The following is a 24553-nucleotide window of genomic DNA, read 5'->3' as shown; positions in this document are numbered from 1 at the left end:
AAACTCTAGTTACTAGTTACTAGAGATGTTGTAGTAAAACTTTCTAGTAACTCGGAACTAATAACTCAACACATCAATAATCTACAATATTTATGCCTTCGGAGTCTTCCGCTTGCTGCCAAATCCATTCTCCGTGCCGTTCAAAAGCCGCTTGATGTTGGATTTGTGCTTCACAATCACAAAAACCGCCACAATAAGGCAAGTAATCATGAGTCCCAAGTTGATTTCGTCTGGTGGAAACGGTAACTTCAAGTAGCCCATCACGGCAAAAGCCCCGAGGGCAATGCAAGCTCCAATGCTCCCAACCGAAACATACTTGGTAGAAACCGTAAGGACAATCCACACGCCAAAAGCACTAAGAGCGGTAATTGGGCAAAGGGCCAGAAAAACGCCCAAAGCGGCAAGCACACCCTTACCTCCACGGAATCCGGCAAAGCAAGTAAAACTATGGCCCAAAATCACCAGAAGGCCCGCCACCAGCGGCACCCAATGGGAATAATCCTCACCACCGGCTGCCACCTGAGAGGCACACATCTGTGCGGCAATCCAGGGTCCAAAGAAACCCTTGAGCAAATCCAGGAACACTACCGGAAGTGCCGGTTTCCAGCCCAGCACGCGGAACGTGTTGGTGAGACCTGCATTCTTGGAACCGTAGTCCCGAATGTCAAAGTCCTTACCTTTCGCGATTTTTGCGATCCAAATCGCGCTGGGGATCGACCCCAACAAGTACGCTATCGGAAGACTCAGCAAACTGTTCAAGTTCTTCGTCCTTTCTGAGGGTTAACTTCTGGTCAAAATTCAAGCGGAGGGGTGCCCCCTGTAGCTGGAATTCTTCGTAAAACTTTTTGAGCAGGTAACGCTTGTAAGATTCGTCCACCAATTCCGGTGTGCGGGTCTCGATGGCAATCACGGGAGGCTCCACCAGAATCTGGCAGGCTCGGGTCAGGGCCACCACACGGGCGTTGTGGCTGGGAGGCGCCTTTTCTTGCAAGAAATTCGCAAAACTTTCGGCCACTCGGTCACGGCCCAGCACGCGACGGCAGTTGGCATATACCGTCTGAATAGACTGGATAACCCGGTTTACGCGAAGGCCTTCCTTGGCACTGATGGAAAGAATGGGCACGTATTCCAGCATGGGTTCCCATTCCAGCATTTCCTTGACCATGCGGTCAAAGGACTTTTCGGTCTTGTCGGGTAAAATATCCCACTTGTTCAGCACAAGAACCAGGCCCTTCCCCGCCTTGCGGATTTCGGTAATGATTCTAAAGTCCTGAACCTGGAGCCCTCGGGTGCAGTCCACCAGAAGCACCGACAGGTCCGACCGGCGGATGCTTTCCATGGTGCGCATATTGCTGAAAATTTCCACCTCGTCTTCTACCTTCGCCTTTTTGCGAAGGCCCGCCGTATCAGTCACCACGAACTTGACACCGTTTACGGTAAAGGTGCAATCGATGGAGTCGCGGGTGGTACCCGGAATATCCGAAACCACAGCCCGTTCCTCGCCCATCAAGCGGTTCAACAGGGTGCTCTTGCCCGCGTTAGGGCGACCAAGGATGGCAAAACGGATGGGCCGTTCCTCTTTCCGTTCCCCACGCACAGGGGTCGGAAGCACTGCGACAATTTCATCCATCAAAGAAAGGCAGGCATAGCCCGTCAAGGCGCTGATGGTACGGGGCTGTCCAAAGCCCAACTTCAAGAACTCGTAACTTTCCTGACGGTCGCCCAGGTTCTCGCTCTTGTTGGCCACCAGAATCACCTGCTTATCCAGCTTGCGGATAAGCCTTGCAAACTGCTGGTCCAACTTGGTAATGCCCACACGGACATCCACCATAAAAAGGACCAGGTCCGATTCCTCGACGGCGTTAAAAATCTGGGTACGGACACTGTCGGCCAAGACATCGATGGTATCGTCCGGCAAGAAACCACCGGTATCTACCACCGTAAACTCGTGACCCTTGTAATTTGCATTCTGGTAATGCCTATCGCGAGTCACGCCGTCACGGTCAGATACCACGGCAGCCCTGCGGCCTAGAATCCGGTTAAAAAGAGAGGACTTCCCGACATTGGGCCGTCCGATAATACACACCACAGGTAATTTCATCGCATACAAATATAGAATATTTATATCTTTATTGATGTATTGTTTAGAGTTCAGCCCCAGGTGGGCGGACAAAAGAGGTTCATGTGAACGGAAAAACGGAAACCCTTTGCGTTTTCGGGCACCCTATTGCCCATAGCAAATCCCCCCTTATGCACAATGCGCTTTTCAAGGCGCTTGGAATCAACGCGGCGTACCTGCCCTTTGGGCCAGAACCGGAGAATTTCGCCCAGGCTATCCAGGGCTTCAGGGCCATGAAATTCAGGGGGGCAAACGTCACCATTCCTTACAAGACTCCCGTCATGGAACTGGTGGACGAACTTAGTCCCATCAGCAAGTTTACCGGAAGCGTAAACACGCTTTATTGGAAAGAGGGAATCGTCGGCGGCACTCTCTGCGGAACCACCACGGACCCCTACGGTTGTATCCGCAACCTGGAAGAAAACGGAGTGCAACCAGCAAACACCACTGTCGCCCTTCTCGGAAACGGCGGAGCGGCCAAGGCCATCGCCTACACCCTGATGGAACAAGGCAACAGGCTTGCCATCGTGTGCCGCAACAAGGACAAGGGCGAAGCCCTGGCTGGTTCACTGAACCCGCTGTTCAAGGACTGCGAAAAAATTTCCGTATTCACCTTCCAGAAATTCCCTAGCGTTTCCAAGGAATATAAGATTATCATCAACGCCACCTCCGTGGGCATGACGCCAAACGAAGACGAATCGCCCCTGGACAAGGACAGCCTGAACCCTGAGCAAGTCGTCTGCGACATAGTCTATGCACCGCCCAAGACAAAGCTCCTGAAACTGGCCGCCGAAAAGGGCTGCAAGACCGTTACCGGCGAAGGCATGCTGGTGCACCAGGGTCTGGAAAGTTTCAAAAAGTGGTTCCCCGAGCAAGTGAAGGGGCATACCGACGAAGAACTGCTGAATATCATGCGCAAGGGAATGGAGGGTATCTAATGAGAAGGCATATTTTCTTTACGGGTTTCATGGCCAGCGGCAAGAGCCGCACCGGCAGGGCTCTGGCAGAACGACTGGAGCGCCCCTTCGTTGACACCGACAGTCTTATCGTGGAGCGGGTCGGAAAGTCCATCTCCGAAATATTCGCACAAGAAGGAGAAGCTTTTTTCCGGGCGAAGGAAAAAGAAATCATTGCCGAAATCTGCAGTAACGAAACACCCCAGGTGGTTTCTCTGGGTGGTGGCGCGCTCACCCAGGCCGACAACATCAAGATTATCCGGGAAAACGGTCTCATCATCCGACTGTGGGCCAAGCCCGAAATCCTTTCGGAACGCATCGGGCGCAAGAACACCCGGCCCCTGCTTGCCAACCTGAGCGACGAAGAACGCCTTGCCAAAATCAAGGTCATGCTGAAAGAGCGTGAACCCAACTACGCCCAGGCCGACTTCAGCGTAGAAAGTTCCAACGACTACACCGAAGCCCATGTCATCGAAAAAATCCTGCACATGAAAAAGTTCTGGAGCAACCATGCCCTGGACGTGTGCCCCTCCAGCGGCGGGCGCTACCCCATCTTTATCGGCAGGAACATCATTCCCGATTCCAAGGCCCTTCTGGAAGGCCTTCGGCTGGCACCGTCCAACGAATTTCTGGTCTGTACGGACACCACCATCGCAAAGGTCCAGAACGAAATGCTCTCGCAGTTGCGGGGCCAGGCGGGCCGTTGCCCCATCTTTAAGTTCCAGGCCGGAGAGCGGAACAAGACACTGCACAACCTGAACCAGCTTTTCAGTTTCTTGCTGCACCGGAACTACACCCGAAAGAGCAGTCTGTTGCAGTTCAGCGGTGGCGTGGTAGGCGACATGGCGGGCTTTGGGGCCGCCACCTACCAGCGGGGAATTTCCTTTATCCAGTTCCCAACTACCCTCCTTTCTATGGTGGATAGTTCCGTAGGTGGCAAGGTGGCGGTAAACCACCCCGAAGGCAAGAACATGATCGGGGCATTCTACCAGCCCAAGGCCGTAGTGTGCGACCTGGCGGTGCTTGCCACCCTTCCCGAAAACGAATACTTGGCAGGCCTTGCCGAAATTGTCAAGTACGGTGTCATCTACGACAAGGAATTTTTCCGCTACATCGAAGAAAACGTAGAAGGCATCAAGAAACACGACGATAGCGTGTTGCGTCACCTGATTTTCAGGAGCTGCCAAATCAAGGCCGAAGTCGTAGGCATTGACGAGAAGGAATCCGGACTCCGGGCCATTTTGAACTACGGCCACACCTTCGGACATGCCATCGAAAAGCTCACCAACTACAACATGTTCAGCCACGGTATAGCCGTAAGCCTCGGCATGCGGGTGGCCGCCCGTGCAGCCGTACTCCTGGGTAAGCTCTCCGCCGAAGAAGAATCCAGGCAGAACGCCCTTCTAGACCGTCTCGGATTCCCGAAAAGCTACAATGTGGATACGGAGCAGGCCTGGAATGCCATGGCCGTGGACAAAAAGGCCGAAAAGGGCACAAGAGTTTATATTTTGCCTACAGAGATTGGGAAAGTCGAAAAAGTTGTTAATATTGAAAAGGAAACGGTAGCGAAAGCGTGGGAAGCGATTAGGGGTTAGGAGTTACTAGTTACTAGAGAAGCAAAAAAAAAATTTCTAGTAACTTAGAACTAGTAACTCAGAACTATGCCGAAGGCGAAGGACTAGAATGAGTATTTTGGTAACAGGTGGTACAGGGGCTCTCGGATTTCATATCCTCTCCAGCTTGAGCGGCACGAATCACGAGCTGTTCAGCTTTAGCGACGAGCAGCCCCAGCCTTGGCAGAAGGTGGACGGTGTGCAATACCTCACCGGGAACCTTTTGAACTTCAAGGACGTCTACGAGATGCTCCAGAAGGTAGCTCCTACCCATATTTACCACTTGGCAAGCCAGTCTTCTGTAGGGCTTTCGTACCTGAAACCTTACGAAACCCTGAACATCAACCTACTCGGAACCCAGAACCTGCTGGAGGCCGCACGACAGGCATGCCCCAAGGCCCGAATCATGCTGCTCAGTTCCAGCGAAATCTACGGACGTACGGAACAACACCTGACTTACCTGCACAAAGAAGACGACCGTCCGAACCCCATGACGCCCTATGCCACCTCCAAGGCCTGCATGGAACTCCTGGGGCACCAGTTTATCAATGCCAGCGGACTCCACATTGTGTTTGTGCGCCCCTTCCACTTTACAGGGCCCCACCACAGTCGCCGTTTCGTGATTCCCTCCATCACCTACCAGCTGGTGAAAATCAAGTTCTACGGTAGCGAACCCGTTATCTATTCCGGAAGCCTCGACATCAGCCGCGACGTGGTGGACGTGCGAGACGTGGCCCGCGGTATGATCCAGGTGCTGAACACCGCTGAATCCGGCGAGACCTTCAACATCTGCAGCGGCAAGTCCTACACCATCCGGGAACTGGTAGAAATGCTGGTAGATATCGCCGACGTAAGCGTGGATTTCCGTTTCGATTCCAAGTACGAACGGGTCAACGACATTCCCCTACTGATTGGGGACCCCACCAAAATGACAAACCTGGGGTGGAAACCCATGATCAGCATCGAAGACAGCCTCACGGACCTTTTCAACGAAATGGTAATCCGCCGCCGAACCGAACTGAAAATGGGCCTCGGGAAAGACCTACCTCTGTAGCGCAGCCACCTTTTTTCTAAATTTGAGCCCGTAATATTCATCCACATTTAATAAAGGTTTTATTATGAAAATCAAGACCCTTTTGATTACCCTGTCCGCTTCTGCCATTGCTTTTGCCGAAGAGGCAGCCCCCGAGCAGCCCAGCGCCATCGCAAGTTTCTTGCCCCTTATCCTTTTGTTCGTGGTCATGTGGCTGTTCTTTATCCGCCCCAAGCAGAAAGAAATGAAGCAGATGGACCAGATGCGCAAGGAACTGAAGAAGGGCGACAAGGTGATGACCACCGCCGGCATCATCGGCACCATCACCTCCATGGAAGACAACATCGTCACGGTCCGCACCGGCTCTACCACGCTGATCGACTTTGAAAAGAGCGCCATTCTCAGAATCATGAACGCTCCTGCAGCCGACACCAAGACCGAAGAAAAGAAGTAATCATGGCGATTTTACCTATCCGCATTTACGGTGACCCGGTTCTCCGCAAAAAGAGCGAACCCGTTACCGAGATTACTCCGGAGTTGCGTCAGCTGGCCAAGGACATGCTGGAAACCATGTACGACGCGCCGGGCTGCGGCCTTGCCGCTCCCCAAATAGGTAAGAACATCCGTTTGGTGGTCATCGATACCGCTATTCCCGGCGAAGAAGATCCCAAGCCCTACATCATGTTCAACCCGGAATGGGAAGCGGAAGAAGACGCCAAGCCTGTGGATTATGACGAAGGATGTCTTTCTTTCCCGGACATTTTCTGCAATGTGGTCCGGCCCAACAAGGTGTGCGTCCGCTTTTTCGACATCAACGGAGAGCCCCAAGAAATCCACAACTGCGAAGGCCTTTTTGCCCGCTGCATCCAGCACGAATCGGACCACCTGAACGGCGACCTTTTCGTAGATAAGATTTCTACTGCCGACCGCACCATGAACCAGTCCAAGCTCCGCAAGATGGCCAAAGAGACCCAGGCGAAGCTGAAGAAAGGTAAATAGGTATGAGGGCGCTCGCAGGCTCGCTTTGAGGTGTGAGCTATGGGTAATGTCATGCCCGGTTACAAAACAACGCTTCTTTTTCTTCTGGCGCTTATCGTAACGACAAGTGCCGCAGAGGATTTTGAGCTGCCAGACATGCCCGCTCCTGCGGCCAAGACCGTCAAAAAAGACTCCAGCGTTGAAGAGCCCGAGATTGTAGATTTCAGGCCCATCGAAGCGACGAACGTTTCCGACGTCCAGGTGAAAGGCCCGAGGGAAGCCCCTGCGTCCACGCAAATCAAGACGGAATCCGGAGATACTTTGGCCCGAGTCCAGGCGGAAAAGATACCGACGAACTTGAATAGGCCTCTTCGTGTAGGGGTCTATACCGACGTCAAGGAACTGTACCTTTCAAAAGGCGGAGAGGTTATCCATATTACCGTCAAGGGCAAGGAGTTGAAATTCCAGGGGAAGGAAAATTCTTTTACCGCCGTTAAAAAGGATATCGACGACGGCAAGTGCGTCTCTATCGCGCCGACGCAAAAGCTGCTTTCTACCTCTTGCTATCCGGGATTTTTTACCATCTCCTACAACAACGGGAAAATCAACGCCATCAATACGGTGGACATGGAAGATTACCTGCGGGGCGTAATCCCTTACGAAATCGGACAGCTGGACAGCAGCCGCTTCGAAGCGCTGAAGGCCCAGGCGGTAGCCGCCCGCACCTACGCCTACAAGCATTTCGGGAGCCGGGAATCCCTGGGCTTTGACGTGTTCGCCGACACCAAGGACCAGGTGTATAAAGGCCTCCAGAGCGCAACGGCCCTGACAGACCGCGCCGTCAAGGAGACCAAGGGCGAGGTCATGATGTATAATGGCGAGTTCATTACCGCCTACTACCACTCCACCTGCGGAGGCATGTCCGAGACGCTGGACACCTGGGAAAAGCCGAACCTCCCCTACCTCAAGAGCAAGCCGGACCTACGAAGCGATGGAACGCCCTGGTGCAAGGAGTCCAGCTACATCAAGTGGGAACGGACTTTCGAAAGTGACGAACTGGTGAAACTCTTTGTCCAGAACGCCAGGGATTCCAAGGCGAAAGTCGCTCCCTTCAAGAAAGTCAAGGACATTACCGTCAAAGACCTGCTTAAAAGCGGGCGCATCTTGACACTTGCGGTCACTACGGACGCGGGAACTTTCGAAGTCCGCGGCGACAAGGTACGCTGGCTTTTCCGCAAGGGCGGCGTAATCCTGCCCTCCAGTTTCTTTACCGTCAAGAAGGACGGCAGCAAGTGGATTCTCGAAGGCAGGGGATTCGGCCACGGCGTAGGCATGTGCCAGATGGGCGTGCGGGCCAGGGCCCAGGCGGGTCAGAGCTACATCGAAATTCTGAGCCATTACTATCCGGGAATCACCCTGGAGCGGTTCGAAAGATGAGTTCCGCCGCATCGCCTGTCATTGCAGTCCTCAGCCAGGGCTGTGCCGCCAACTTCGGCGACGGGGAAAAAATCGCCCGGGCGCTATCCGCCCAACATCCGGATTGTTCCATCTCTTTTGAATTCCCGACGGAACAGCCTCTTGCCTTTTACCTGAACGTGTGCACCGTCAAGGGGAACGGAACCGCCCTGAAGCTTTTGCAGCAGGCGGTAACGACTTTTCCGCAGGCACCCGTCTTTATAACAGGATGCGCCCCCAAGGATTTCCAGGAAGAAGCCCGCAAGATTTCGGACAAGGTATCGTTCACGAGTTTGAAGGCGATAGAATCCACGGATTCTATCGCCCCAAAGGGGCTCCAGAATGACAAGCGAATCCTCCGGCAGTCCCCCTTCGTAGGCATCGTGAACATCGAGGAAGGCTGCCTGGATGCCTGTGCCTTCTGCTCCACAAAGCTGGTAAAAGGACGACTCCAAAGCCAGCCCGAAGACGCCATCGTGGATCAGGTCCGGCGCCTGGTGGACGACGGATGCCTGGAGATTCAGCTGACCGGACAGGACTGCGCCTGCTACGGTTTTGACACCGGCACGAACCTTGCAAACCTCACGCAAAAAATTCTCGCCCAGGTTCCCGGAAACTACAAGATCCGGCTGGGCATGGGAAACCCGAGGCACATCCTCGGCTATAAAGATGCATTGCTGGAATGTTTTCAAGACGAACGGCTCTACCAGTTCTTGCACGTTCCTGTCCAGAGCGGGAGCGAGCGCGTCCTGCAGCTCATGAACCGCAAGCACTCCGTGAAAGACTTCCGTAGCTTTGCGCTGGAATTGCAAGAAAAGTTCCCGCTGTTCACCCTCAGTACAGACCTGATTGTAGGTTTCCCTGGAGAAACAGACGCCGACTTTCAAGAGACCCTTGACCTGCTGAAGGAAACCCGCCCCACCGTCTGTAACATTACACGGTTCGTGGCCCGCAAGGGAACCGTTGCCGCCCGCATAGAAGAAGCAAACGCCGCCGACACGCCTGCCGTTTCAGACAGCGTAAAGCACGAACGCTCCGCAAAGCTGTTCGACGCCTTCCAGCAAATCGCCCAAGAAAACAACCAGCGCTGGGTCGGCAAGACCTGCACGGTCGTGACCGAAAAACAAGGCCACCGGGCAGGCACCACCATCGCGCGAAACAGCGCCTACCGCCCCGTGGCCCTGCAGGGGAACATCCCGGCAGGCAAAGCTCTACAAGTGCGCATTACAAAAGCAGAGCCCTTCGCCCTTATAGGCGAAAGGCTCTAGAGTTTTCAGAAATAACCTTTACGACAAATTAGACGTCGTCGGCAGCGGAGGCCCCCACCGCCTGTTCCAGCGTGGTGTGACCGTCCAAGGCCTTCTGGATACCGTCCATACGGAGCGTAATCATGTCGCATTCCTGCATGGCGGCACGCTTGATGACGTCACCGGAGGAACGCTTGATAATCAGGTTACGCACGGTTTCGTTAGGCACCAGGAACTCGTAGATACCGCAACGGCCCTTGTAACCAGAACCGTCGCACTTGTCGCACCCCTTGCCATGGTAGAACTGCATGTCGGGAGACAGGTGGAGTTCTTCGCGGAGGGACGGAGATATTTCCACAGGTTCCTTGCAGTACTTGCAGATGCGGCGCACCAGACGCTGGGCAAGCACGCCCTTGATAGCGGTTGACACCAGGAAGGGTTCCAGGCCCATTTCCAGCAGACGGGGGAATGCTCCGGCAGCATCGTTGGTATGGAGCGTGCTAAAGACCAAGTGACCCGTCAATGCAGCTTCGATAGCCATGGACGACGTCTCCTGGTCACGCATTTCACCGATCATAATCACATCCGGGTCCTGACGGAGCAGGGCGCGAATGCCCGCGGCAAAGGTAAAGCCTGCGGCGTTGTTGATTTGACCTTGGTTCACACCGTCAATATTAAGTTCCACAGGGTCTTCCATCGTAGAGATGTTGATGGTGGAATCCAAAATTTCTCGAATAGAAGCGTAAAGCGTGGTAGACTTACCGGAACCCGTAGGACCGGTCACAAGTACAATACCGTTAGGAGCGTTAATGGCATCCAGGAACTGCTTGAGCACACGGGGGTCAAAGCCCATGTCCTTCAAGGGGAACTGACCCGAGTTCGGGTCCAAGATACGCATAACGATCTTTTCACAAACACCGCGCTTACGGAGCGATATCGGGAAAGAGCTCACACGAAGGTCAACCTCGGAGCCCTTGTAACGCACCGTGAAACGACCGTCCAAGGGTTTACGCTTTTCGGCGATGTCCATCTTGGAAAGGAGCTTGATACGGGAAAGAATCTGGGGCATCAAGCGGGCAGGAATGGGTGACATGACCTGCAGGTCGCCGTCGATACGGTAACGGAGCTTGAGGAAGGTTTCCTGGGGTTCCAGGTGAATATCAGAGGCGTGACGGGCAATGGCTTCGTGAATCAGCGTGGTCACGATTCGCACCACCTGGCGGCCTTCTTCGTCGGTCAGTTCCGGTTCGTCGCTGTTTCCCTGACCCCGTTCCACGGTTTCCAGTTCTTCGCCATCCTTGGTCTCACCAATCAGCTCCGCCAAGGATTCTTCGGAAGTGCTACGCCCCGCGAACACGCGGTCGATAGTCTTGACCACATCTGCGTCGGAGGCCATGACGATGTCCACTTCCATCTTCACCTTGAACTTCACGATGTTGATCACACGCATGTTGGTGGGATCAGTCATTGCGATGGTCAGGGCTTCACGCTGGACACGGCGGTCATCTTCGCCCTTGGAAACAAACAGGGGAACCACCTTGTAAGTCCTGCACAAGTCTTCGGGCAAGTAGGTGTAGGCCTCGGGGTCGATAGCAAAATTTTCAAGCCTTACATAGGGAACTTCGAACTGCTTGGAGAGAATCTCCACCAGGCGTTCTTCGGGCATGAACTTCAAGTCCACCAAAGTACGGCCAAGGCGCTTGCCGGTCTTCTTCTGCTCTTCCAGAGCCTGGTCCAGCTGTTCCTGGGTGATGTACTTCTGGGCGAGCAACATCTCGCCGATACGCATCTTGGTTGTGGACTGCATCTGCACACCCAAGATGCTCGTAAGGGTATCTTCGCTGACCATGCCCAGGCGGATGAGAATCTTCGCCAGAGGGATTCCGGTACGCTTGTGTTCCGAAGTGGCGTGAGCCAGCTGGTCTTCGTCCAGGACACCCTGACGAATCAGCAATTGGCCCAAGTTCATTTTTGTGTTACTTATCATAAATGCGACCAAGCCTGAGCTTTAACAATCTTCTTTTTCCCTTCTTCGAGCATGTAGACACCGGCACCTTCTTGAACCGAGCCAATCTCGTATACCCCGTCGGGGAAACCTTCTATTGAAAATATATCATTTTTGGCTGAAACGGTAAATAAAAGCACGTATTCTTCACCGCCATCCATCACAAAATCCATAGGATTTAGGCCATATCGGCTGCACATTTCCGAAACCCGAGGGTCTACGGGAATCCGATTGGCCTCCACCTCCAAGGAAACTGCAGATGACAGGGCCAAATGGTTCAGCTCCGAAGAAAGGCCGTCACTGATGTCCAAAGCACCGTGGCAAACGCCCGTAGAGGCAAGACGTGCGCCGATGTCCTCCCGGATGGAGGGGCTCAAGTGGTACTGAATTAGGTCCTGAAATTCCTCGAAACCGGCGGGGCGGTTCTGCAACAGCCAGAGCCCTGCGGCAGAGCGCCCGAGAGTTCCCGAAACGAACAGTCTGTCGCCAGCCCTAGCGCCACTCCGGAGCAGGCGGGTAGGCGCCACCTGTTCGCCTATGAGAGTCGTAGAAAACATTCCCACTTCACCTGAAACGGTATCGCCCCCGATAAGGGCGATGTTCCTTTTGGCAAATCCTTCCGCCACCGCAGCAGACACCCGACGCACCGTGTCTTCGCTCCAGTTTTTACCGACGCACAGGCCGAACAGGGCCAGCCGTGGCCTGCCTCCCATGGCCGAAATGTCCGAGACGTTGGAAACGATGTGCTTTTCCACGGCCTGTTCCGGCGTGGACCAGTCCAGGCGGAAGTGGGTCCCTTCTACGGACAGATCCTTGGTGGCAAGCCAGCCGTCAAACTCGGCGGCATCGTCGCCTACGGGGAGCCAATCCCGAAATTCGGGGGCCTCCTTTTTTAAGGGCAACGACTTTTCCAGGATGCCGTCTATCAGTCTGAATTCGCCAAGGTCGGGAAACATGTGCGTTAATTGTTGATTAATGTTTGATATGTTTTTCCTATCTCAAAAATAATAGATTTCACTCCAAAACAGCCCTTTTTGACCCTAAAAAAGGGGTTTCAATCTTTCTATACTTTAGGCCGTGGGACACATATTCTTCATAGCCCCTTCTTCACCGGGCAGCTTGGACCGCCTGAGCCAGTGGACTCTCCGCTGGCTTCTGGAAAACGACATGGCCGAAGATTCCACCATGTACACCTGCAACACCATCGAAGAAGCGGCAAACATCCTGGAGACGGCGCTCATTACGGGAGATTCCCCGGCGCTTATCATCTTCGACCACGCCGACAGGCCCACCGACATGAACATCGCCTTCAGCAAGAGGCTCCGCAACAGCATTCCCGAATCCTGGATTGTGGAAATTGTCCCGGATGCCATGCCCATCGAAAAAGAAGATGAGGGGTTGTACTGGATACGCAGGCCACTTACCGAAGACGAGTGGCGGGAGACCCTGGACCAGGTGCTACGGAAGACCCCCACACCGCAGTGGGCAAATAGTTAATTCGCCCTACGAGCGAATTAATAGTTCTGAGTTAAAAGTTACTAGTTACTAGAGACATTTGCCATGAAGACTAGTAACTACTAACTAGTAACTAGTAACTATTTTTCCGATATGAGTTTGAAATTTAAGGGCGTCAGTTATTTCGGCGTGCGCACGCCAAGGCATACTCTTTCCGACATGCAAGACATCAAGGCGGCAGGTTTCAACGCCGTGCTCCACACCTGGAGCGAAGAAGACCAGCAGTATTATTACGGTACCATGGCTGAAATCGTGGACCGGACCGCCGAGCTAGGTCTAACGGTCTACGTGAACCCCTGGGGGGTGGGCCGCGTATTCGGCGGAGAAGCCTATTCCGAACTGACCGCACGTAATCACGACTTGTGCCAGGTGGCGCTAGACGGCAAGCCCAAGGTGGCCGCCTGCCCCAACCATCCGGAATTCCGGTCCTACATGCATCGCTGGATTGAGTCCGTCTGTGCAACCAAAGTAAGCACCGTCTTTTGGGACGAACCCCATTTTTACTTTGAGAAGGGCGGACTTAGCAACTGGAGTTGCAGGTGTGAAAAGTGCCGCGGGCTTTTCCGCGCTCGCTTCGGGTACGAAATGCCCGCCGAACTCACCGATGACGTGTTGAAGTTCCGCGAAGACAGCCTTATCGACTTTTTGAAAGAAATGACGGAAGATGTTCACACTCGCGGCAAGCGCAATTGCGTGTGCATGTTGCCACCCTGGTTCCCAGCAGGCCTCGACGACTGGGGCCGCGTGGCATCCATGGGCAGCGTAGATGAAATCGCCAGTGATCCCTACTGGGAACGGGGCGCCACCGAAGAATGGGTCCGGGAAAAGTACGCCGAGACCGCCCGCAAGCTCGTGACCGTGGCCGCCAAATACGGCAAGGCCGTGCAGATGTGGATTAAGGCCTACCAGATCGAAGCAGGCCGCGAAAACGACCTGGCCATCGCCGTAGCCGAAAGCCGCAAGGCTGGCATCGACAACATCTTCGCCTGGAGCTACCGCGGTACCGAGACCCTCAGCTGGCTCAAAAGCGAACACCCGGACGAAGTCGCCCGGGTGTTTAGGAAAGCTATAAGCGACTAGGGAGGGCACAGCCCTCCCTAAAACCCTCCCGACACGAAAGAACCCGCCCCAGAGTTTACGAATATCTTCGGTTGGCGGGTTCTATCGTGGGCGCACCAAAGGTGCGCCTTGTTTTTAGAATTACTTCGCGCGTTCCAGGTAAGAACCGTCGCGGGTATCCACGCGGATCTTGGTATTGTTTTCGATGAACAGCGGAATCATCACCTTGGCACCGGTTTCGAGGGTGGCTTCACGCATCACGTTGCCGCTGGTGTTGCCCTGCACTGCCGGAGGAGCGTCCACAATCATCAAGTCAACGAAGGTAGGCGGAATCACTTCGATAGGAAGCGTAGCGCCGGACTTCGGGTCCTTCCACCAGGTCACTTCTACGGTAGCGCCGTCCAGGAGCCAGACTTCGCAGCCGTTCAGAGCTTCCTTGGAAATTTCTTCAGTTTCCTGGGATTCGTTGTTCAAGAAATACCAAGTAGAACCGTCATTGTAGAGGTAGGTCATTTCAGTGAAGGTCACGTCGGCTTCTTCCACCGTATCGCCACTCTTCCAGGTGCGTTCCAGAGTGCGGCCAGTCACCAGGTTCTTGATACGAACACGGTTGAAGGCCTGGCCCTTACCCGGTTTCACGAACTGGTTTTCGATGATTTCGTACGGCTGATCATCAACCATGATTTTAAGTTTCTTGCGGAATTCGTTGGTGCTTACAGTACCCATATTATCCTCTTGTTGATTTTGAAGCTAAATTTAGCATATAATGGAAAACCCAGGGACTGTTTTTACACAAATTTCAGACTTTTTAGACTATTTGGGAAGTGATTTTTCAAGCACCATCTCAAAGTTAAGCAAAGACGGACTCGACCTTTCGCCCAAATTTCCATTCCTTTGTTCAAGGCATTTCGCCGACTTGATAAAAAAGTCTAGCCACCCCGAAGCACTCCTTCGCGAGGTTCTGCCCCTTACCGTAGAACGGGAAAAGGTTCCCGGATTCGTTGACGACCCGGTAGGAGACCTGCCCGCAGGCAAGTCCGACTGCGTTATCCAAAAATACGACCGGCGAGCCCTGATTGTCTCGACCGCCACCTGCGGTGTCCGTTGCCGCTTCTGCTTCCGCAAGAACTATCCCTTCCAGAATGGACCCGACGTGGCTCGCGAAGTCAGCAACTGGCTCGACACCCACAGCGACGTATGGGAGGTCATCCTCTCCGGAGGCGACCCCCTCACGCTTTCGCCCGGAGCCTTCCGCGACCTGATTGAATCCATCGCAGCCCACCCCTCGGTTACAACGCTTCGCATCCACACAAGACTCCCCGTAATGCGTCCGGACCTTGTAATGCAGCATTTTGAACTGTTGCGGGAACTGCCCTCCCGATTCAGCTGCGTTCTTGTGTCACACGTGAACCATGCCGACGAACTGGACGATGAATCAGCCGCCCTGTTTGCCAACCTCAAAATTTGCGGCTGGACTCTACTCAACCAGAGCGTTCTTTTGAAAGGTATAAACGATAGTCCAGACAAATTAACAACACTCTGTCGCAAACTTTTTGAACAGGGAGTTCTCCCCTACTACCTGCACCAGCTGGATCACGCCAACGGGGTCGCCCACTTTGAAGTTTCCGATGAGCGGGCGCGCGAACTGATTGCAGAAATCCGCACCAAGCTGCCAGGCTACCTGGTGCCGAAACTCGTCCGGGAAATCGCCGGCGAAAAAAGCAAGACCCCGATATAATATAAAGAAGCCTACATCGCCGAAGTTTGTAAAACAACAGCCTCGGAATCAAAAATCAAGTATTTGTGAACCTAGACAGGAACTGCGCCAGGCGCTCGTTGCCCGATTCGCGGAACACGTGGTCGGGGGTTCCCTGTTCCACGATGACGCCGCCGTCCATAAAGACAACCTTGTCTGCCACGTCGTGGGCAAAGGCCATCTCGTGAGTCACAATGACCATGGTCATCTTGTCTTCAGCAAGCTTCTTGATAATCTTGAGCACTTCGCCGGTGAGTTCCGGGTCCAAGGCACTGGTCGGCTCGTCGAAGAAAAGAATCTTCGGGTTCATCGCAAGGGCGCGGGCAATGGACACGCGCTGCTGTTGACCACCGCTGAGTTCGCAGGGGTAAGCGTTTTCCTTGCCCTCGAGGCCCATGCGCTTGAGCAAGAATCGGCCCATGGCGCGGGCATCCTTGCGTTCGTCCCCCAGCACGCGCACCGGAGCGAGGCAAAGGTTCTGAAGCACAGTCAGGTGCGGGAACAAGTTGAAGTTCTGGAACACGAATCCCGTAGAAAGTCGGATATCGCGCAGCGTTTTCGCCGGAGCGTACTTGACTGCCGGGCCCTTCGCCGAAGCGTTAGGGACCACCATGTCCTTGCCGTCGACCTGCACCAGGCCGCCGTCAACCGTTTCGAGCTGGGTAAGGCAGCGCAACAGCGTACTCTTGCCGGAGCCGCTGGGCCCGATAATCGAGAGCACCTCGCCCGCCTTCAGGTCAAACGAGATATCCTTGAGCACATGCAAGTCACCAAAGGACTTCTTGACATGTTCAACCTTGAGGATCGGCGCAGATTCATTCACGTTTTCCATTCCACGCCTCACTTATAGTAATTGAGCTTGCGTTCCACGTAGGCAAAAATCACGCTCAGCAAAAGGTTCGCCACATAGTAGAATACACCCGCCACGAACAGCGGGTAAATGCTCGCGTAGGCGGCCTGCTGTTTCTTGGCCAACGCAAAAAGTTCCGTCACCGCAATCACCTGCGCAAGGGAAGTGTCCTTCACCAGGGTGATGACTTCGTTAGCGCTGGCGGGTACCACGCGCTTTACCACCTGCGGGAGAATAATGCGGAAGAACGTCTGCGTGCGGGTCATACCCAGCATGTAGGCCGCCTCGTACTGCCCCTTGGGTATAGACTGAATGCCCCCGCGGAAAATCTCGGCAAAATACGCCGCATAGTTTATCGAGAATGCCACAATTACCGCCGGGAAGCGATCAAACGAAAAATCCACGCCCGCATATTCGCTCAGGTAGTAGGAGCCAAAATAAATCGCCACAATCTGGAGCAGCAAGGGAGTGCCGCGCATCACCGAGATGTAGAACGAAACCGGGTAGCGCACCACGCGCCACTTGCTCATCTTGAGGACCGCAACAAGCAGACCCAGCGGAATCGAGAACAGGAGCGTAAGCCCGAAAATGGCGAGCGTCGTGCAGAAGCCGCCCCAAAGGATAGGCAAAAGCGTTGATAGTTCCGACATTACTTGCCAAACCACTTGGCAGAGATTTCGTCGAACTTGCCGTCAACCTTCATGGCAGCCAGGGTGGAATTCACGGCATCACGCAGGGCCTGGTCTTTTTTGCGGAAACCCACGGCGTAGACTTCGTCGGAAAGGCCTTCCTCGAGCACCGTGTAGTCCTTCGCGTTCGTCACAATCCAGTACTTGGCCACGATTTCGTCCAGGAACACGGCGTCAACACCGCCCTTGTCCAAATCCATGAGCGCCGTCTGGTTGTCGTCAAACGGGACGATTTCCTTGGCGGCCTTGCCCGCTTCGGAAGCATCCAAAAGCTTCTGGGCGGTAGAGCCGTTCTGCACGGCAATCTTCTTGCCGGCGAGGGCCGCGAGACTTGCAAGAGCCTTGTCCTTCACCGTGAAAATCATGCGGTTCTTGAGATACGGGTCGCTCAGGTTCATCGCCTTCGCACGGGCGCTGTCCACGCTCATGCCGTTCCAGATGCAGTCAATCTTGCCGGTGTTCAGTTCCTGTTCCTTCGCATCCCAGGAAATCGGCTGCGTCTTGAGCTTCACGCCCAGGCGCGCACAAACTTCAGTAGCGAGATCGATATCGAAACCCACGATGTTGTTGTCCTTGTCGCGGAAACCCATCGGCGGGAAGGAATCGTCGAGACCGAGCACGAACTCGCCCGCCGCCTTCACCTTGTTCAGGGATTCATCGGCCTGAGCCTTGGATTCCGCCTTCTGGTCATTACAGGCAGAAAGAACCGCGGCACACGCAAACGCCGCAAACATCGCAAAAATCTTTTTCATCTTGAAGTCCTCTTTTTGATTTACAAGCGAAATATAGAAAAAGGGCCGCATCGCTGCGGTCCCTTTTTAATGCTGGTCTGGATCCTTCGACTCCGAGGCTACGCCTCTCCGCTCAGGATGACATGTTCAAAGGCCTGAAAGGCCGGCCCCACACCTCAAAGGGAGCGAAGCGACCGACCTCACACCTCATACCTATTAGTCGTTCGCCAAGTTGCTACGCAACTTGCCGCAAGACTCGCGGCGCCTCGGTCATGAGCAAGCGAGCTTGCTCGCGACGCTCGGCTTGCTAGTCCTTCCCGTACACCTTTTCGGCGTAGGTCACGGTTGCGCCGAGGTATTCGCGGTTCATCTTGGCGATGTAATCCACGGTGATACCCTTCGGGCATGCGGCCTGGCATTCGTAAAGGTTCGTGCAGTTGCCGAAGCCTTCCTTGTCCATCTGGGCGACCATGGCCAAGACGCGCTTCTTCGCTTCAACCTTGCCTTGCGGCAAGAAGCTGAGGTGAGAGACCTTGGCAGATACGAACAACATTGCAGAAGCGTTCTTACAGGCGGCCACGCAGGCACCGCAACCGATACAGGCGGCAGCGTCGAAGGCACGGTCGGCATCAGCCTTGGGAACCGGAATCGTGGAAGCTTCAGGAGCGGCACCGGTGTTCACAGAAACAAAGCCGCCAGCCTGGATGATGCGGTCGAAAGCGGTACGATCCACGGCGCAGTCACGGATAACCGGGAATGCGGCAGCGCGCCACGGTTCGATTACGATGGTATCGCCATCCTTGAACTTGCGCATGTGAAGCTGGCAAGTGGTAGTCGCATGGTCAGGACCGTGCGGCATACCGTTGATGACGAGAGAGCACATGCCACAGATACCTTCGCGGCAGTCGTGGTCGAAAGCAAAGCCTTCCTTGCCCTGCTTCATCTGTTCTTCGTTCACGATGTCGAGCATTTCCAGGAAGGACATGTCCGGAGAAACATCGTTGATCTTGACAGTTTCGAACTGTCCCTTGGTCTTGGCATCCTTCTGACGCCAAATCTTCAAAGTCAAATTCAGTCCGCTCATTATTTGTAGCTCCTAGTAGCGAGGTGGACGTTATCAAAGGTAAGAGGTTCCTTGGAAAGTTCCGGTGCGACACCGTCGCCCTTGTACTCCCAGGCACCCACGTAGCAGAAGTTCTCGTCGTCGCGCTTGGCTTCGCCTTCCGGAGTCTGGCTTTCTTCGCGGAAGTGGCCGCCGCAAGATTCCTTGCGGTGCAGGGCGTCGAGAGTGAGGACTTCGGCGAATTCGAGGAAATCAGCCACGCGGCCGGCACGTTCGAGGTTCTGGTTGAAGGAACCTTCGGAACCGAGCACGTTGACGTTTTCCCAGAATTCGGCACGGAGGGCCGGAATCTTCTCGAGGGCGGTCTTGAGGCCGGCTTCGTTACGGGCCATGCCCACGTATTCCCACATGATGTTACCGAGTTCACGATGGATATCGTTAACAGTGCGGTGACCCTTGATGGAGAGGAGCTTGTGGATGCGTTCTTCGGTCTGCTTCTTGCAGTCTTCGAACGCGGCATCGGATTCGGAAACCTTCTCGAGCTTGGTGCCCGCGAAGTAGCCGCCGATGGTGAACGGAATGACGAAGTAACCGTCGGAGAGGCCCTGCATAAGAGCAGAAGCGCCGAGGCGGTTTGCACCGTGGTCGGAGAAGTTGGCTTCACCGAGAACGAAGCAGCCCGGAATCGTGGACATCAGATCGTAGTCCACCCAGAGGCCGCCCATGGTATAGTGGATGGCCGGGAAGATACGCATCGGGACCTTGTACGGGTCTTCGTCGGTAATCTTTTCGTACATCTGGAAGAGGTTGCCGTACTTGGCAGAAACGCCTGCAACGCCCATGCGCTGGATAGCGTCGGCGAAGTCGAGGTACACGGCCTGCTTGGTGTTACCCACGCCGAGGCCTGCATCGCAGACCTGCTTGGCGTTACGGGATGCCACGTCACGGGGCACCAGGTTACCGAAGCTCGGGTACTTTTCTTCGAGGTAGTAGTAACGGTCTTCTTCGGGGATCTGGTCCGGGCTGCGAGTGTCGCCCGCCTTGCGCGGAACCCAGATACGACCGTCGTTACGGAGAGATTCACTCATCAGAGTGAGCTTCGACTGCAGGTCGCCGTGGCGAGGAATGCAAGTCGGGTGAATCTGCGTGTAGCAGGGGTTAGCGAACAGGGCGCCGCGCTTGTAGGCACGGAAAGCGGCCGTCACGTTAGAACCCTGGGCGTTTGTAGAAAGGTAGTAGACGTTACCGTAACCGCCGGTGCAAAGGCAGACAGCGTCACCCACGTGGCTTTCGAGTTCGCCAGTGATGAGGTTACGGACGATGATACCGCGAGCCTTGCCGTCGATCACGACGAGGTCCATCATTTCGCGGCGGGGGAACATCTTCACCTTACCGGCGGCAACCTGGCGCATGAGAGCCTGGTAGGCACCGAGCAAGAGCTGCTGACCCGTCTGACCGCGGGCGTAGAACGTACGGGAAACCTGCGTACCACCGAAAGAGCGGTTGTCGAGGAGGCCACCGTATTCACGACCGAAGGGAACACCCTGGGCGACGCACTGGTCGATGATGAGGTTAGAGTTTTCAGCCAAGCGGTGCACGTTGGCTTCGCGAGCGCGGAAGTCACCGCCCTTCACGGTATCGTAGAACAGGCGGTAAACGGAGTCGCCGTCGTTCTTGTAGTTCTTGGCAGCGTTGATACCACCCTGGGCGGCAATGGAGTGTGCGCGACGGGGGCTATCCTGGATGCAGAAAGACTTGACATTGTAACCAAGTTCGGCAAGGGATGCCGCAGCGGATGCACCGGCAAGGCCAGTACCAACCACGATCACCGTGAACTTACGCTTGTTGGCGGGGTTCACCAGCTTGAGTTCGAACTTGTGCTTGGTCCACTTTTCTTCGATGGAACCACCGGGGATTTTAGAATCAAGAATCATTAGTGGGCTCCTTAAAATTAAGCGTTAAAAGAAACTTCGACGGTGCCAACAGAAGGAACCACGTAAGAAGTCTTGGCGGCTTCCTTGGCCTTGAGCTGCTGTTCGTACTGCGGCTGGAGGCTGCGGGACTTTTCGATCAGGGCCTGGGTCTCGGGCTGATTGGCCAGGTAGAAAGCACCGGCGGCAGTGACGGCAAAACCAAGAGCCACCACGATGCTGTAAAGGATGCCGGCCAGATCAATGACCGGAGTCCACTTCTGGTGGGCAATGCCCATGGTCTGGAAGGCAGAAGAAATAGCGTGGAACAGGTGCATGCCGATGACGAACATGCTGATCACGTAGAAGGCTGCCCAGGCCGGATTACCCAGCATCTGGATAGTGGTGAGCCACATGTCGCGGACGATTTCTCCCTTGTCGTTCATGTACAGGTAGTGTTCGCCGAACTTGAGCATCATGAGGTGCTGCACGAGGAAACCGAGAATGAAGAGACCGGACCAGATCATGGTGAAGGTGGCGAAGGTCTTCTTGCCCTTGCGGACGTTGAGTTCGTAGTCGATACCGCCGCGGGCCTTCTTGTTTTCGATCTTCAGCTTGATGGCAAGGAAGATATGGAGGGCGAAGGCAGCCACCAGCACCAGTTCGACGAGGTAAATCATCTTGATGGGAAAGTGGAGCGGATTGAACCCGGTCAGGAACTCGGTGTAGGCGTTATAGGACGCCTGGGCCGAAGCCTGGTCAAAGTTCAAGAGCTGGAAGTTGCCACACATGTGGCCAAAGATGAACAGGGCCAAAAAGGCACCCGTGCATCCCATGATCTGCTTCTTACCAATGGACGAGGTAAGATACTTGATGATCCATTGCATTGAGTTGTGTCTCCTTGAGGGGGTTTATTTTGAAACTTAAAGAACGCAGCAGGCCTTGGGGAAAAGCATTTCGTAAGCGTAGCGTTCGTCTTCCTTGAACCAGAAGTCGAGTTCGCGCTTGGCGGATTCAGGACTGTCGGAGCTGTGGACCACGTTTTCGGTCATGGAAGGGGCAAATTCGTAGCGGAGGGTACCGGGTTCCGCCTTGGCCGGATTGGTGGCACCGTTGATGGCGCGAACCTTGGCAATGGCATTTTCACCACCCAGGGCGAGCATCACGGAGGGTCCCTTGGTCATGTAGGCTTCAAGTTCCGGGAAGAACGGCTTCTCAACGTGTTCGGCATAGAAGCCGCGAGCGTCGGCAGAGGTCATCTGGTGCATCTTCACGGCGCAGACGGAGAGGCCTGCAGCGATGTAACGGTCGATAATGCGCCCGATAAGGCCGGACTTGACGGCATTGGGCTTGATCATTGCAAATGTCATTTCCATAGTAGGTACCTTTTAGTTTAAGATGTGGGAAATATAGTTATTAGTGGGAAAAGTTATTAGTTACTAGTTACGCCCTATGGGCTAGTTACTAGAAATTCGGGGTTGCATGATTCCTAAACACTAGTAACTCAGAACTTAGAACTACTAACTGAGCCGCAGGCTCACTCTTCAGCCTCAATCTTCTTCATCAGGTCTTCGGCCAGTTTTCCGTCACTTTTGATGTTTTCCACCAGCCAATCGACGGATTCCTTCAGTTCGCTCTTGGGGAAGCGCTTCTGGAAGTCCTCCAAGACCTCCAGGGCACGGTCATTCTGCTTCAAGTTTTCGTTCAAAACAAAGCCCAAACTGAACATGGCCTTTTCCGTTTCGGGAGCATCTGGCCACACCTGCAAGAATGCTTCAAAGGCCGACGCCGAGCGCTCATACTTTTGGGCATCGGAGTAAGTCTGGGCTAAATTATAGGCCGCCGTACGGAAAAGCGTATCCCGATAAGCAAACAAATCTATCACTTTCTGGTAGGCCGCAATTGCAGTATCGAAATTCTGGTTTTGGGCAGCAGAATCTCCCAAAGCCATGAGCCCATCTGCTGTAGTAACCGGAACAAAAATCGCCTTGGATTGATCATAGAAAAATACATTCGTTTTATTCCAGATTTCCATATTGACGATAATATCTTCGTTCATCATGGCGATACCTTTCAAATTATTTTCGACCAAGATTTCCGCCTCTTCATAAGAACGGCCTTTATACTTCGTTTCTTTATTCAAGAGATATTCGTACTTCTTGAGATTGCTTACAATCTGAGAATCCACGGGTTTCTTCATTTGCAGGTTTCTATCATAACGAGCTGTTATAAATTCCATACGGGCTCCCCGCACAAGCGCCCTGAACTCCCAAGAAGCATCAATCTTTTCCTGTCTAGCTTTTTCTCCAACGGCATAAGCCTGAGCAAGCATCTTGACTATATTGTAATGGGTATCCTTATTGTAGGGAATCCCCGGTTCTGCTTCGAAGATTTTTAGCAAGTCGGCCTTTGTATAAACAATCTTTCCATTATCAGAAATCAAGACCGTTGCCGAATCAAGGCTTGCCACATCTTCGGCATACATATTTTCCAATTGTTTTTCTACACGATCAAACGACTTGGGTTCCGACGGAATGACTGCCTGTACATAGAAACTGTGATAGAGCGAATCAGACATAGACCGAATCACAGTGGATATATATCCAGCCACCTTTTTTTCCAATTCGGGCCATAAGGCAGGCATCAACCCAATTCCATAGGGCAACGCATGATTTTTCTTGATTCGGCCTACATAGCCCATGCTGTCCGAAGTTTCTTCTTTTTCACTAATGGTCGCTGCCACAGCCTTGAAAGATTCCAAATCCTTGACATTTGCCATAGTCTTTGCTAGCACTACGGAATCCTTCATGGCCACATGATAAACTTCATAACCTGGATCCGTCATAAACTTGTCCTTGTTATCTTCATAGAACTTATGGAGATCTTTGGGAACAGGTTTTTCAACGACAACCGTTCCCAAATCAGACATCATTTCTTTTACCTTTTGCGACATCGCCTGCTTATGTAACTTGATAAAGGACCGCTCCAGTTCTTTGATATCATCTTCTTTAGAAAAATCTGCTTTGGCGGGGTCTTTTTTTTCAGACAAGGTCTGCTGAATATAAGACTTCAGGGAATCCTGATTCTGTGACAGGTAGTATCGTCCGGCAACTTCTTCACGAACAGTCATATACGTCGCCGTACTATCGAATTCACGGCGATGCTCGTCAAAATACTTTTTCAAATCTTCATCGGTATATCCAAATCGGTTCATCAAGTGATACCGTGTATAGACAATTGTAAGCAAGCGATTCCTAACAATCGGTTCATAAACTTTCCATGCGGAGTCATAGGATCTAGATTCGCCAGTCGCCTTAGAAACCTTAGCCAAAGAGAACATGAGATTTTCTGTCGCAAGCTTGTACCTTTCGGAGTTTGACTCACCAGGATTTTGCAGGGTCAAGAAATCCAAATCCTCAGCATAAAGCGTTTCATTGCCTATTCTTGCCACGACGGTATCTTTGCTTCCGACACCATTGCAACTCGTCAGAAAAAAACACAGGGCAAGGAGAACCAGGGAATAAAAAAACTTCATAAATAACCTCTGTCCTGCAAATATAAGAAAAAAACTATT

The 24553-nt window shown here is 53.6% G+C and carries 23 protein-coding genes; 10 read left to right on the top strand and 13 right to left on the bottom strand.

The genetic code is table 11. The annotated features are described in order from the left end of the window. Window positions 1-90 precede the first annotated feature (90 nt). Window positions 91-726: a glycerol-3-phosphate 1-O-acyltransferase PlsY gene (gene plsY / locus IKB43_07090; GenBank protein MBR2469900.1), complete on the bottom strand. Its 636-nt coding sequence runs from the start codon at window positions 724-726 to the stop codon at window positions 91-93. Next, entirely contained in the window at window positions 674-2101 is a 1428-nt protein-coding gene (gene der, locus IKB43_07085) for a ribosome biogenesis GTPase Der (protein ID MBR2469899.1), read from the bottom strand. The genes plsY and der overlap by 53 nt, the downstream gene beginning before the upstream one ends. Before the next feature lie 83 nt (window positions 2102-2184). Between der and aroE the strand changes: the two genes are divergently transcribed. The 7 genes from aroE to IKB43_07050 all read left to right on the top strand — a co-directional run bounded on the left by aroE (window position 2185) and on the right by IKB43_07050 (window position 9422). Next, window positions 2185-3057 (top strand): shikimate dehydrogenase, encoded by an 873-nt coding sequence (aroE, locus tag IKB43_07080; protein MBR2469898.1) that lies wholly within the window; start codon window positions 2185-2187, stop codon window positions 3055-3057. Further along, entirely contained in the window at window positions 3057-4670 is a 1614-nt protein-coding gene (gene aroB / locus IKB43_07075) for a 3-dehydroquinate synthase (protein MBR2469897.1), read from the top strand. Before aroE ends, aroB begins: the two co-directional genes overlap by 1 nt. Before the next feature lie 88 nt (window positions 4671-4758). After that, the gene (locus tag IKB43_07070; GenBank protein MBR2469896.1) at window positions 4759-5742 is read left to right on the top strand and encodes a GDP-mannose 4,6-dehydratase; all 984 of its coding nucleotides are present in this window, start codon (window positions 4759-4761) and stop codon (window positions 5740-5742) included. Between the two features lie 64 nt (window positions 5743-5806). Then, a complete protein-coding gene (gene yajC / locus IKB43_07065; GenBank protein ID MBR2469895.1) occupies window positions 5807-6175 on the top strand; it encodes a preprotein translocase subunit YajC in 369 nt (122 codons plus the stop codon). A gap of 2 nt (window positions 6176-6177) precedes the next feature. Continuing rightward, window positions 6178-6720 (top strand): peptide deformylase, encoded by a 543-nt coding sequence (gene def, locus IKB43_07060; GenBank protein ID MBR2469894.1) that lies wholly within the window; start codon window positions 6178-6180, stop codon window positions 6718-6720. Window positions 6721-6855: 135 nt separating this feature from the next. Then, a complete protein-coding gene (locus IKB43_07055; protein MBR2469893.1) occupies window positions 6856-8136 on the top strand; it encodes a SpoIID/LytB domain-containing protein in 1281 nt (426 codons plus the stop codon). Next, window positions 8133-9422 (top strand): MiaB/RimO family radical SAM methylthiotransferase, encoded by a 1290-nt coding sequence (locus tag IKB43_07050; protein ID MBR2469892.1) that lies wholly within the window; start codon window positions 8133-8135, stop codon window positions 9420-9422. Before IKB43_07055 ends, IKB43_07050 begins: the two co-directional genes overlap by 4 nt. A 28-nt stretch (window positions 9423-9450) precedes the next feature. On the opposite strand, the gene tadA is transcribed toward IKB43_07050, so the two are convergent. Both tadA and thiL read right to left on the bottom strand, forming a co-directional pair. Beyond that, a complete protein-coding gene (tadA, locus tag IKB43_07045; protein MBR2469891.1) occupies window positions 9451-11250 on the bottom strand; it encodes a Flp pilus assembly complex ATPase component TadA in 1800 nt (599 codons plus the stop codon). Window positions 11251-11384: 134 nt separating this feature from the next. Continuing rightward, entirely contained in the window at window positions 11385-12362 is a 978-nt protein-coding gene (gene thiL, locus IKB43_07040) for a thiamine-phosphate kinase (protein MBR2469890.1), read from the bottom strand. A gap of 121 nt (window positions 12363-12483) precedes the next feature. On the opposite strand from thiL, the gene IKB43_07035 reads away from it, so the two are divergent. Continuing rightward, window positions 12484-12903, top strand: coding sequence for a hypothetical protein (locus IKB43_07035; GenBank protein MBR2469889.1), 420 nt, complete (start codon window positions 12484-12486; stop codon window positions 12901-12903). Window positions 12904-13014: 111 nt separating this feature from the next. Continuing rightward, the gene (locus IKB43_07030; protein MBR2469888.1) at window positions 13015-14001 is read left to right on the top strand and encodes a hypothetical protein; all 987 of its coding nucleotides are present in this window, start codon (window positions 13015-13017) and stop codon (window positions 13999-14001) included. 120 nt (window positions 14002-14121) lie between these two features. Here the strand turns inward: IKB43_07030 and efp are convergent, their stop codons facing one another. After that, the gene (gene efp, locus IKB43_07025; GenBank protein ID MBR2469887.1) at window positions 14122-14706 is read right to left on the bottom strand and encodes an elongation factor P; all 585 of its coding nucleotides are present in this window, start codon (window positions 14704-14706) and stop codon (window positions 14122-14124) included. Window positions 14707-14746: 40 nt separating this feature from the next. On the opposite strand from efp, the gene IKB43_07020 reads away from it, so the two are divergent. Further along, the gene (locus IKB43_07020) at window positions 14747-15718 is read left to right on the top strand and encodes a KamA family radical SAM protein (protein MBR2469886.1); all 972 of its coding nucleotides are present in this window, start codon (window positions 14747-14749) and stop codon (window positions 15716-15718) included. 55 nt (window positions 15719-15773) lie between these two features. On the opposite strand, the gene IKB43_07015 is transcribed toward IKB43_07020, so the two are convergent. The 8 genes from IKB43_07015 to IKB43_06980 all read right to left on the bottom strand — a co-directional run bounded on the left by IKB43_07015 (window position 15774) and on the right by IKB43_06980 (window position 24514). After that, window positions 15774-16568, bottom strand: a complete 795-nt coding sequence (locus IKB43_07015; GenBank protein MBR2469885.1) for an amino acid ABC transporter ATP-binding protein — start codon at window positions 16566-16568, stop codon at window positions 15774-15776. 8 nt (window positions 16569-16576) lie between these two features. Beyond that, the gene (locus tag IKB43_07010; GenBank protein ID MBR2469884.1) at window positions 16577-17236 is read right to left on the bottom strand and encodes an amino acid ABC transporter permease; all 660 of its coding nucleotides are present in this window, start codon (window positions 17234-17236) and stop codon (window positions 16577-16579) included. Then, window positions 17236-18027, bottom strand: coding sequence for an amino acid ABC transporter substrate-binding protein (locus IKB43_07005; GenBank protein MBR2469883.1), 792 nt, complete (start codon window positions 18025-18027; stop codon window positions 17236-17238). Before IKB43_07005 ends, IKB43_07010 begins: the two co-directional genes overlap by 1 nt. A gap of 286 nt (window positions 18028-18313) precedes the next feature. Continuing rightward, window positions 18314-19081, bottom strand: a complete 768-nt coding sequence (locus tag IKB43_07000; protein MBR2469882.1) for a succinate dehydrogenase/fumarate reductase iron-sulfur subunit — start codon at window positions 19079-19081, stop codon at window positions 18314-18316. Window positions 19082-19089: 8 nt separating this feature from the next. Continuing rightward, entirely contained in the window at window positions 19090-21003 is a 1914-nt protein-coding gene (locus IKB43_06995) for a fumarate reductase/succinate dehydrogenase flavoprotein subunit (protein ID MBR2469881.1), read from the bottom strand. Window positions 21004-21020: 17 nt separating this feature from the next. Then, window positions 21021-21866, bottom strand: coding sequence for a succinate dehydrogenase cytochrome b subunit (locus IKB43_06990; protein ID MBR2469880.1), 846 nt, complete (start codon window positions 21864-21866; stop codon window positions 21021-21023). A 36-nt stretch (window positions 21867-21902) separates the two neighbouring features. Beyond that, window positions 21903-22355: a nucleoside-diphosphate kinase gene (gene ndk, locus IKB43_06985; protein MBR2469879.1), complete on the bottom strand. Its 453-nt coding sequence runs from the start codon at window positions 22353-22355 to the stop codon at window positions 21903-21905. A gap of 161 nt (window positions 22356-22516) precedes the next feature. Beyond that, a complete protein-coding gene (locus IKB43_06980; GenBank protein MBR2469878.1) occupies window positions 22517-24514 on the bottom strand; it encodes a tetratricopeptide repeat protein in 1998 nt (665 codons plus the stop codon). Between the last annotated feature and the right edge of the window lie 39 nt (window positions 24515-24553).

This window comes from Fibrobacter sp. (assembly GCA_017503015.1).
GTDB lineage: Bacteria > Fibrobacterota > Fibrobacteria > Fibrobacterales > Fibrobacteraceae > Fibrobacter.
Note: the sequence above shows the minus strand (reverse complement) of the source record. Positions and strands in the feature narration are given on the sequence as shown.

What these genes read in the sequence shown, in the direction of transcription:
- IKB43_06980 (MBR2469878.1), bottom strand. Translation starts at nt 24,514, where the DNA reads ATGAAGTTTTTTTATTCCCTGGTTCTCCTTGCCCTGTGTTTTTTTCTG.
- aroB (MBR2469897.1), top strand. Translation starts at nt 3,057, where the DNA reads ATGAGAAGGCATATTTTCTTTACGGGTTTCATGGCCAGCGGCAAGAGC.
- IKB43_06990 (MBR2469880.1), bottom strand. Translation starts at nt 21,866, where the DNA reads ATGCAATGGATCATCAAGTATCTTACCTCGTCCATTGGTAAGAAGCAG.
- def (MBR2469894.1), top strand. Translation starts at nt 6,178, where the DNA reads ATGGCGATTTTACCTATCCGCATTTACGGTGACCCGGTTCTCCGCAAA.
- IKB43_07030 (MBR2469888.1), top strand. Translation starts at nt 13,015, where the DNA reads ATGAGTTTGAAATTTAAGGGCGTCAGTTATTTCGGCGTGCGCACGCCA.
- IKB43_07005 (MBR2469883.1), bottom strand. Translation starts at nt 18,027, where the DNA reads ATGAAAAAGATTTTTGCGATGTTTGCGGCGTTTGCGTGTGCCGCGGTT.
- IKB43_07015 (MBR2469885.1), bottom strand. Translation starts at nt 16,568, where the DNA reads ATGGAAAACGTGAATGAATCTGCGCCGATCCTCAAGGTTGAACATGTC.
- IKB43_07050 (MBR2469892.1), top strand. Translation starts at nt 8,133, where the DNA reads ATGAGTTCCGCCGCATCGCCTGTCATTGCAGTCCTCAGCCAGGGCTGT.
- IKB43_07020 (MBR2469886.1), top strand. Translation starts at nt 14,747, where the DNA reads ATGGAAAACCCAGGGACTGTTTTTACACAAATTTCAGACTTTTTAGAC.
- IKB43_07070 (MBR2469896.1), top strand. Translation starts at nt 4,759, where the DNA reads ATGAGTATTTTGGTAACAGGTGGTACAGGGGCTCTCGGATTTCATATC.
- IKB43_07010 (MBR2469884.1), bottom strand. Translation starts at nt 17,236, where the DNA reads ATGTCGGAACTATCAACGCTTTTGCCTATCCTTTGGGGCGGCTTCTGC.
- der (MBR2469899.1), bottom strand. Translation starts at nt 2,101, where the DNA reads ATGAAATTACCTGTGGTGTGTATTATCGGACGGCCCAATGTCGGGAAG.
- IKB43_07055 (MBR2469893.1), top strand. Translation starts at nt 6,856, where the DNA reads ATGCCCGCTCCTGCGGCCAAGACCGTCAAAAAAGACTCCAGCGTTGAA.
- tadA (MBR2469891.1), bottom strand. Translation starts at nt 11,250, where the DNA reads ATGGTCAGCGAAGATACCCTTACGAGCATCTTGGGTGTGCAGATGCAG.
- ndk (MBR2469879.1), bottom strand. Translation starts at nt 22,355, where the DNA reads ATGGAAATGACATTTGCAATGATCAAGCCCAATGCCGTCAAGTCCGGC.
- thiL (MBR2469890.1), bottom strand. Translation starts at nt 12,362, where the DNA reads ATGTTTCCCGACCTTGGCGAATTCAGACTGATAGACGGCATCCTGGAA.
- IKB43_06995 (MBR2469881.1), bottom strand. Translation starts at nt 21,003, where the DNA reads ATGATTCTTGATTCTAAAATCCCCGGTGGTTCCATCGAAGAAAAGTGG.
- efp (MBR2469887.1), bottom strand. Translation starts at nt 14,706, where the DNA reads ATGGGTACTGTAAGCACCAACGAATTCCGCAAGAAACTTAAAATCATG.
- yajC (MBR2469895.1), top strand. Translation starts at nt 5,807, where the DNA reads ATGAAAATCAAGACCCTTTTGATTACCCTGTCCGCTTCTGCCATTGCT.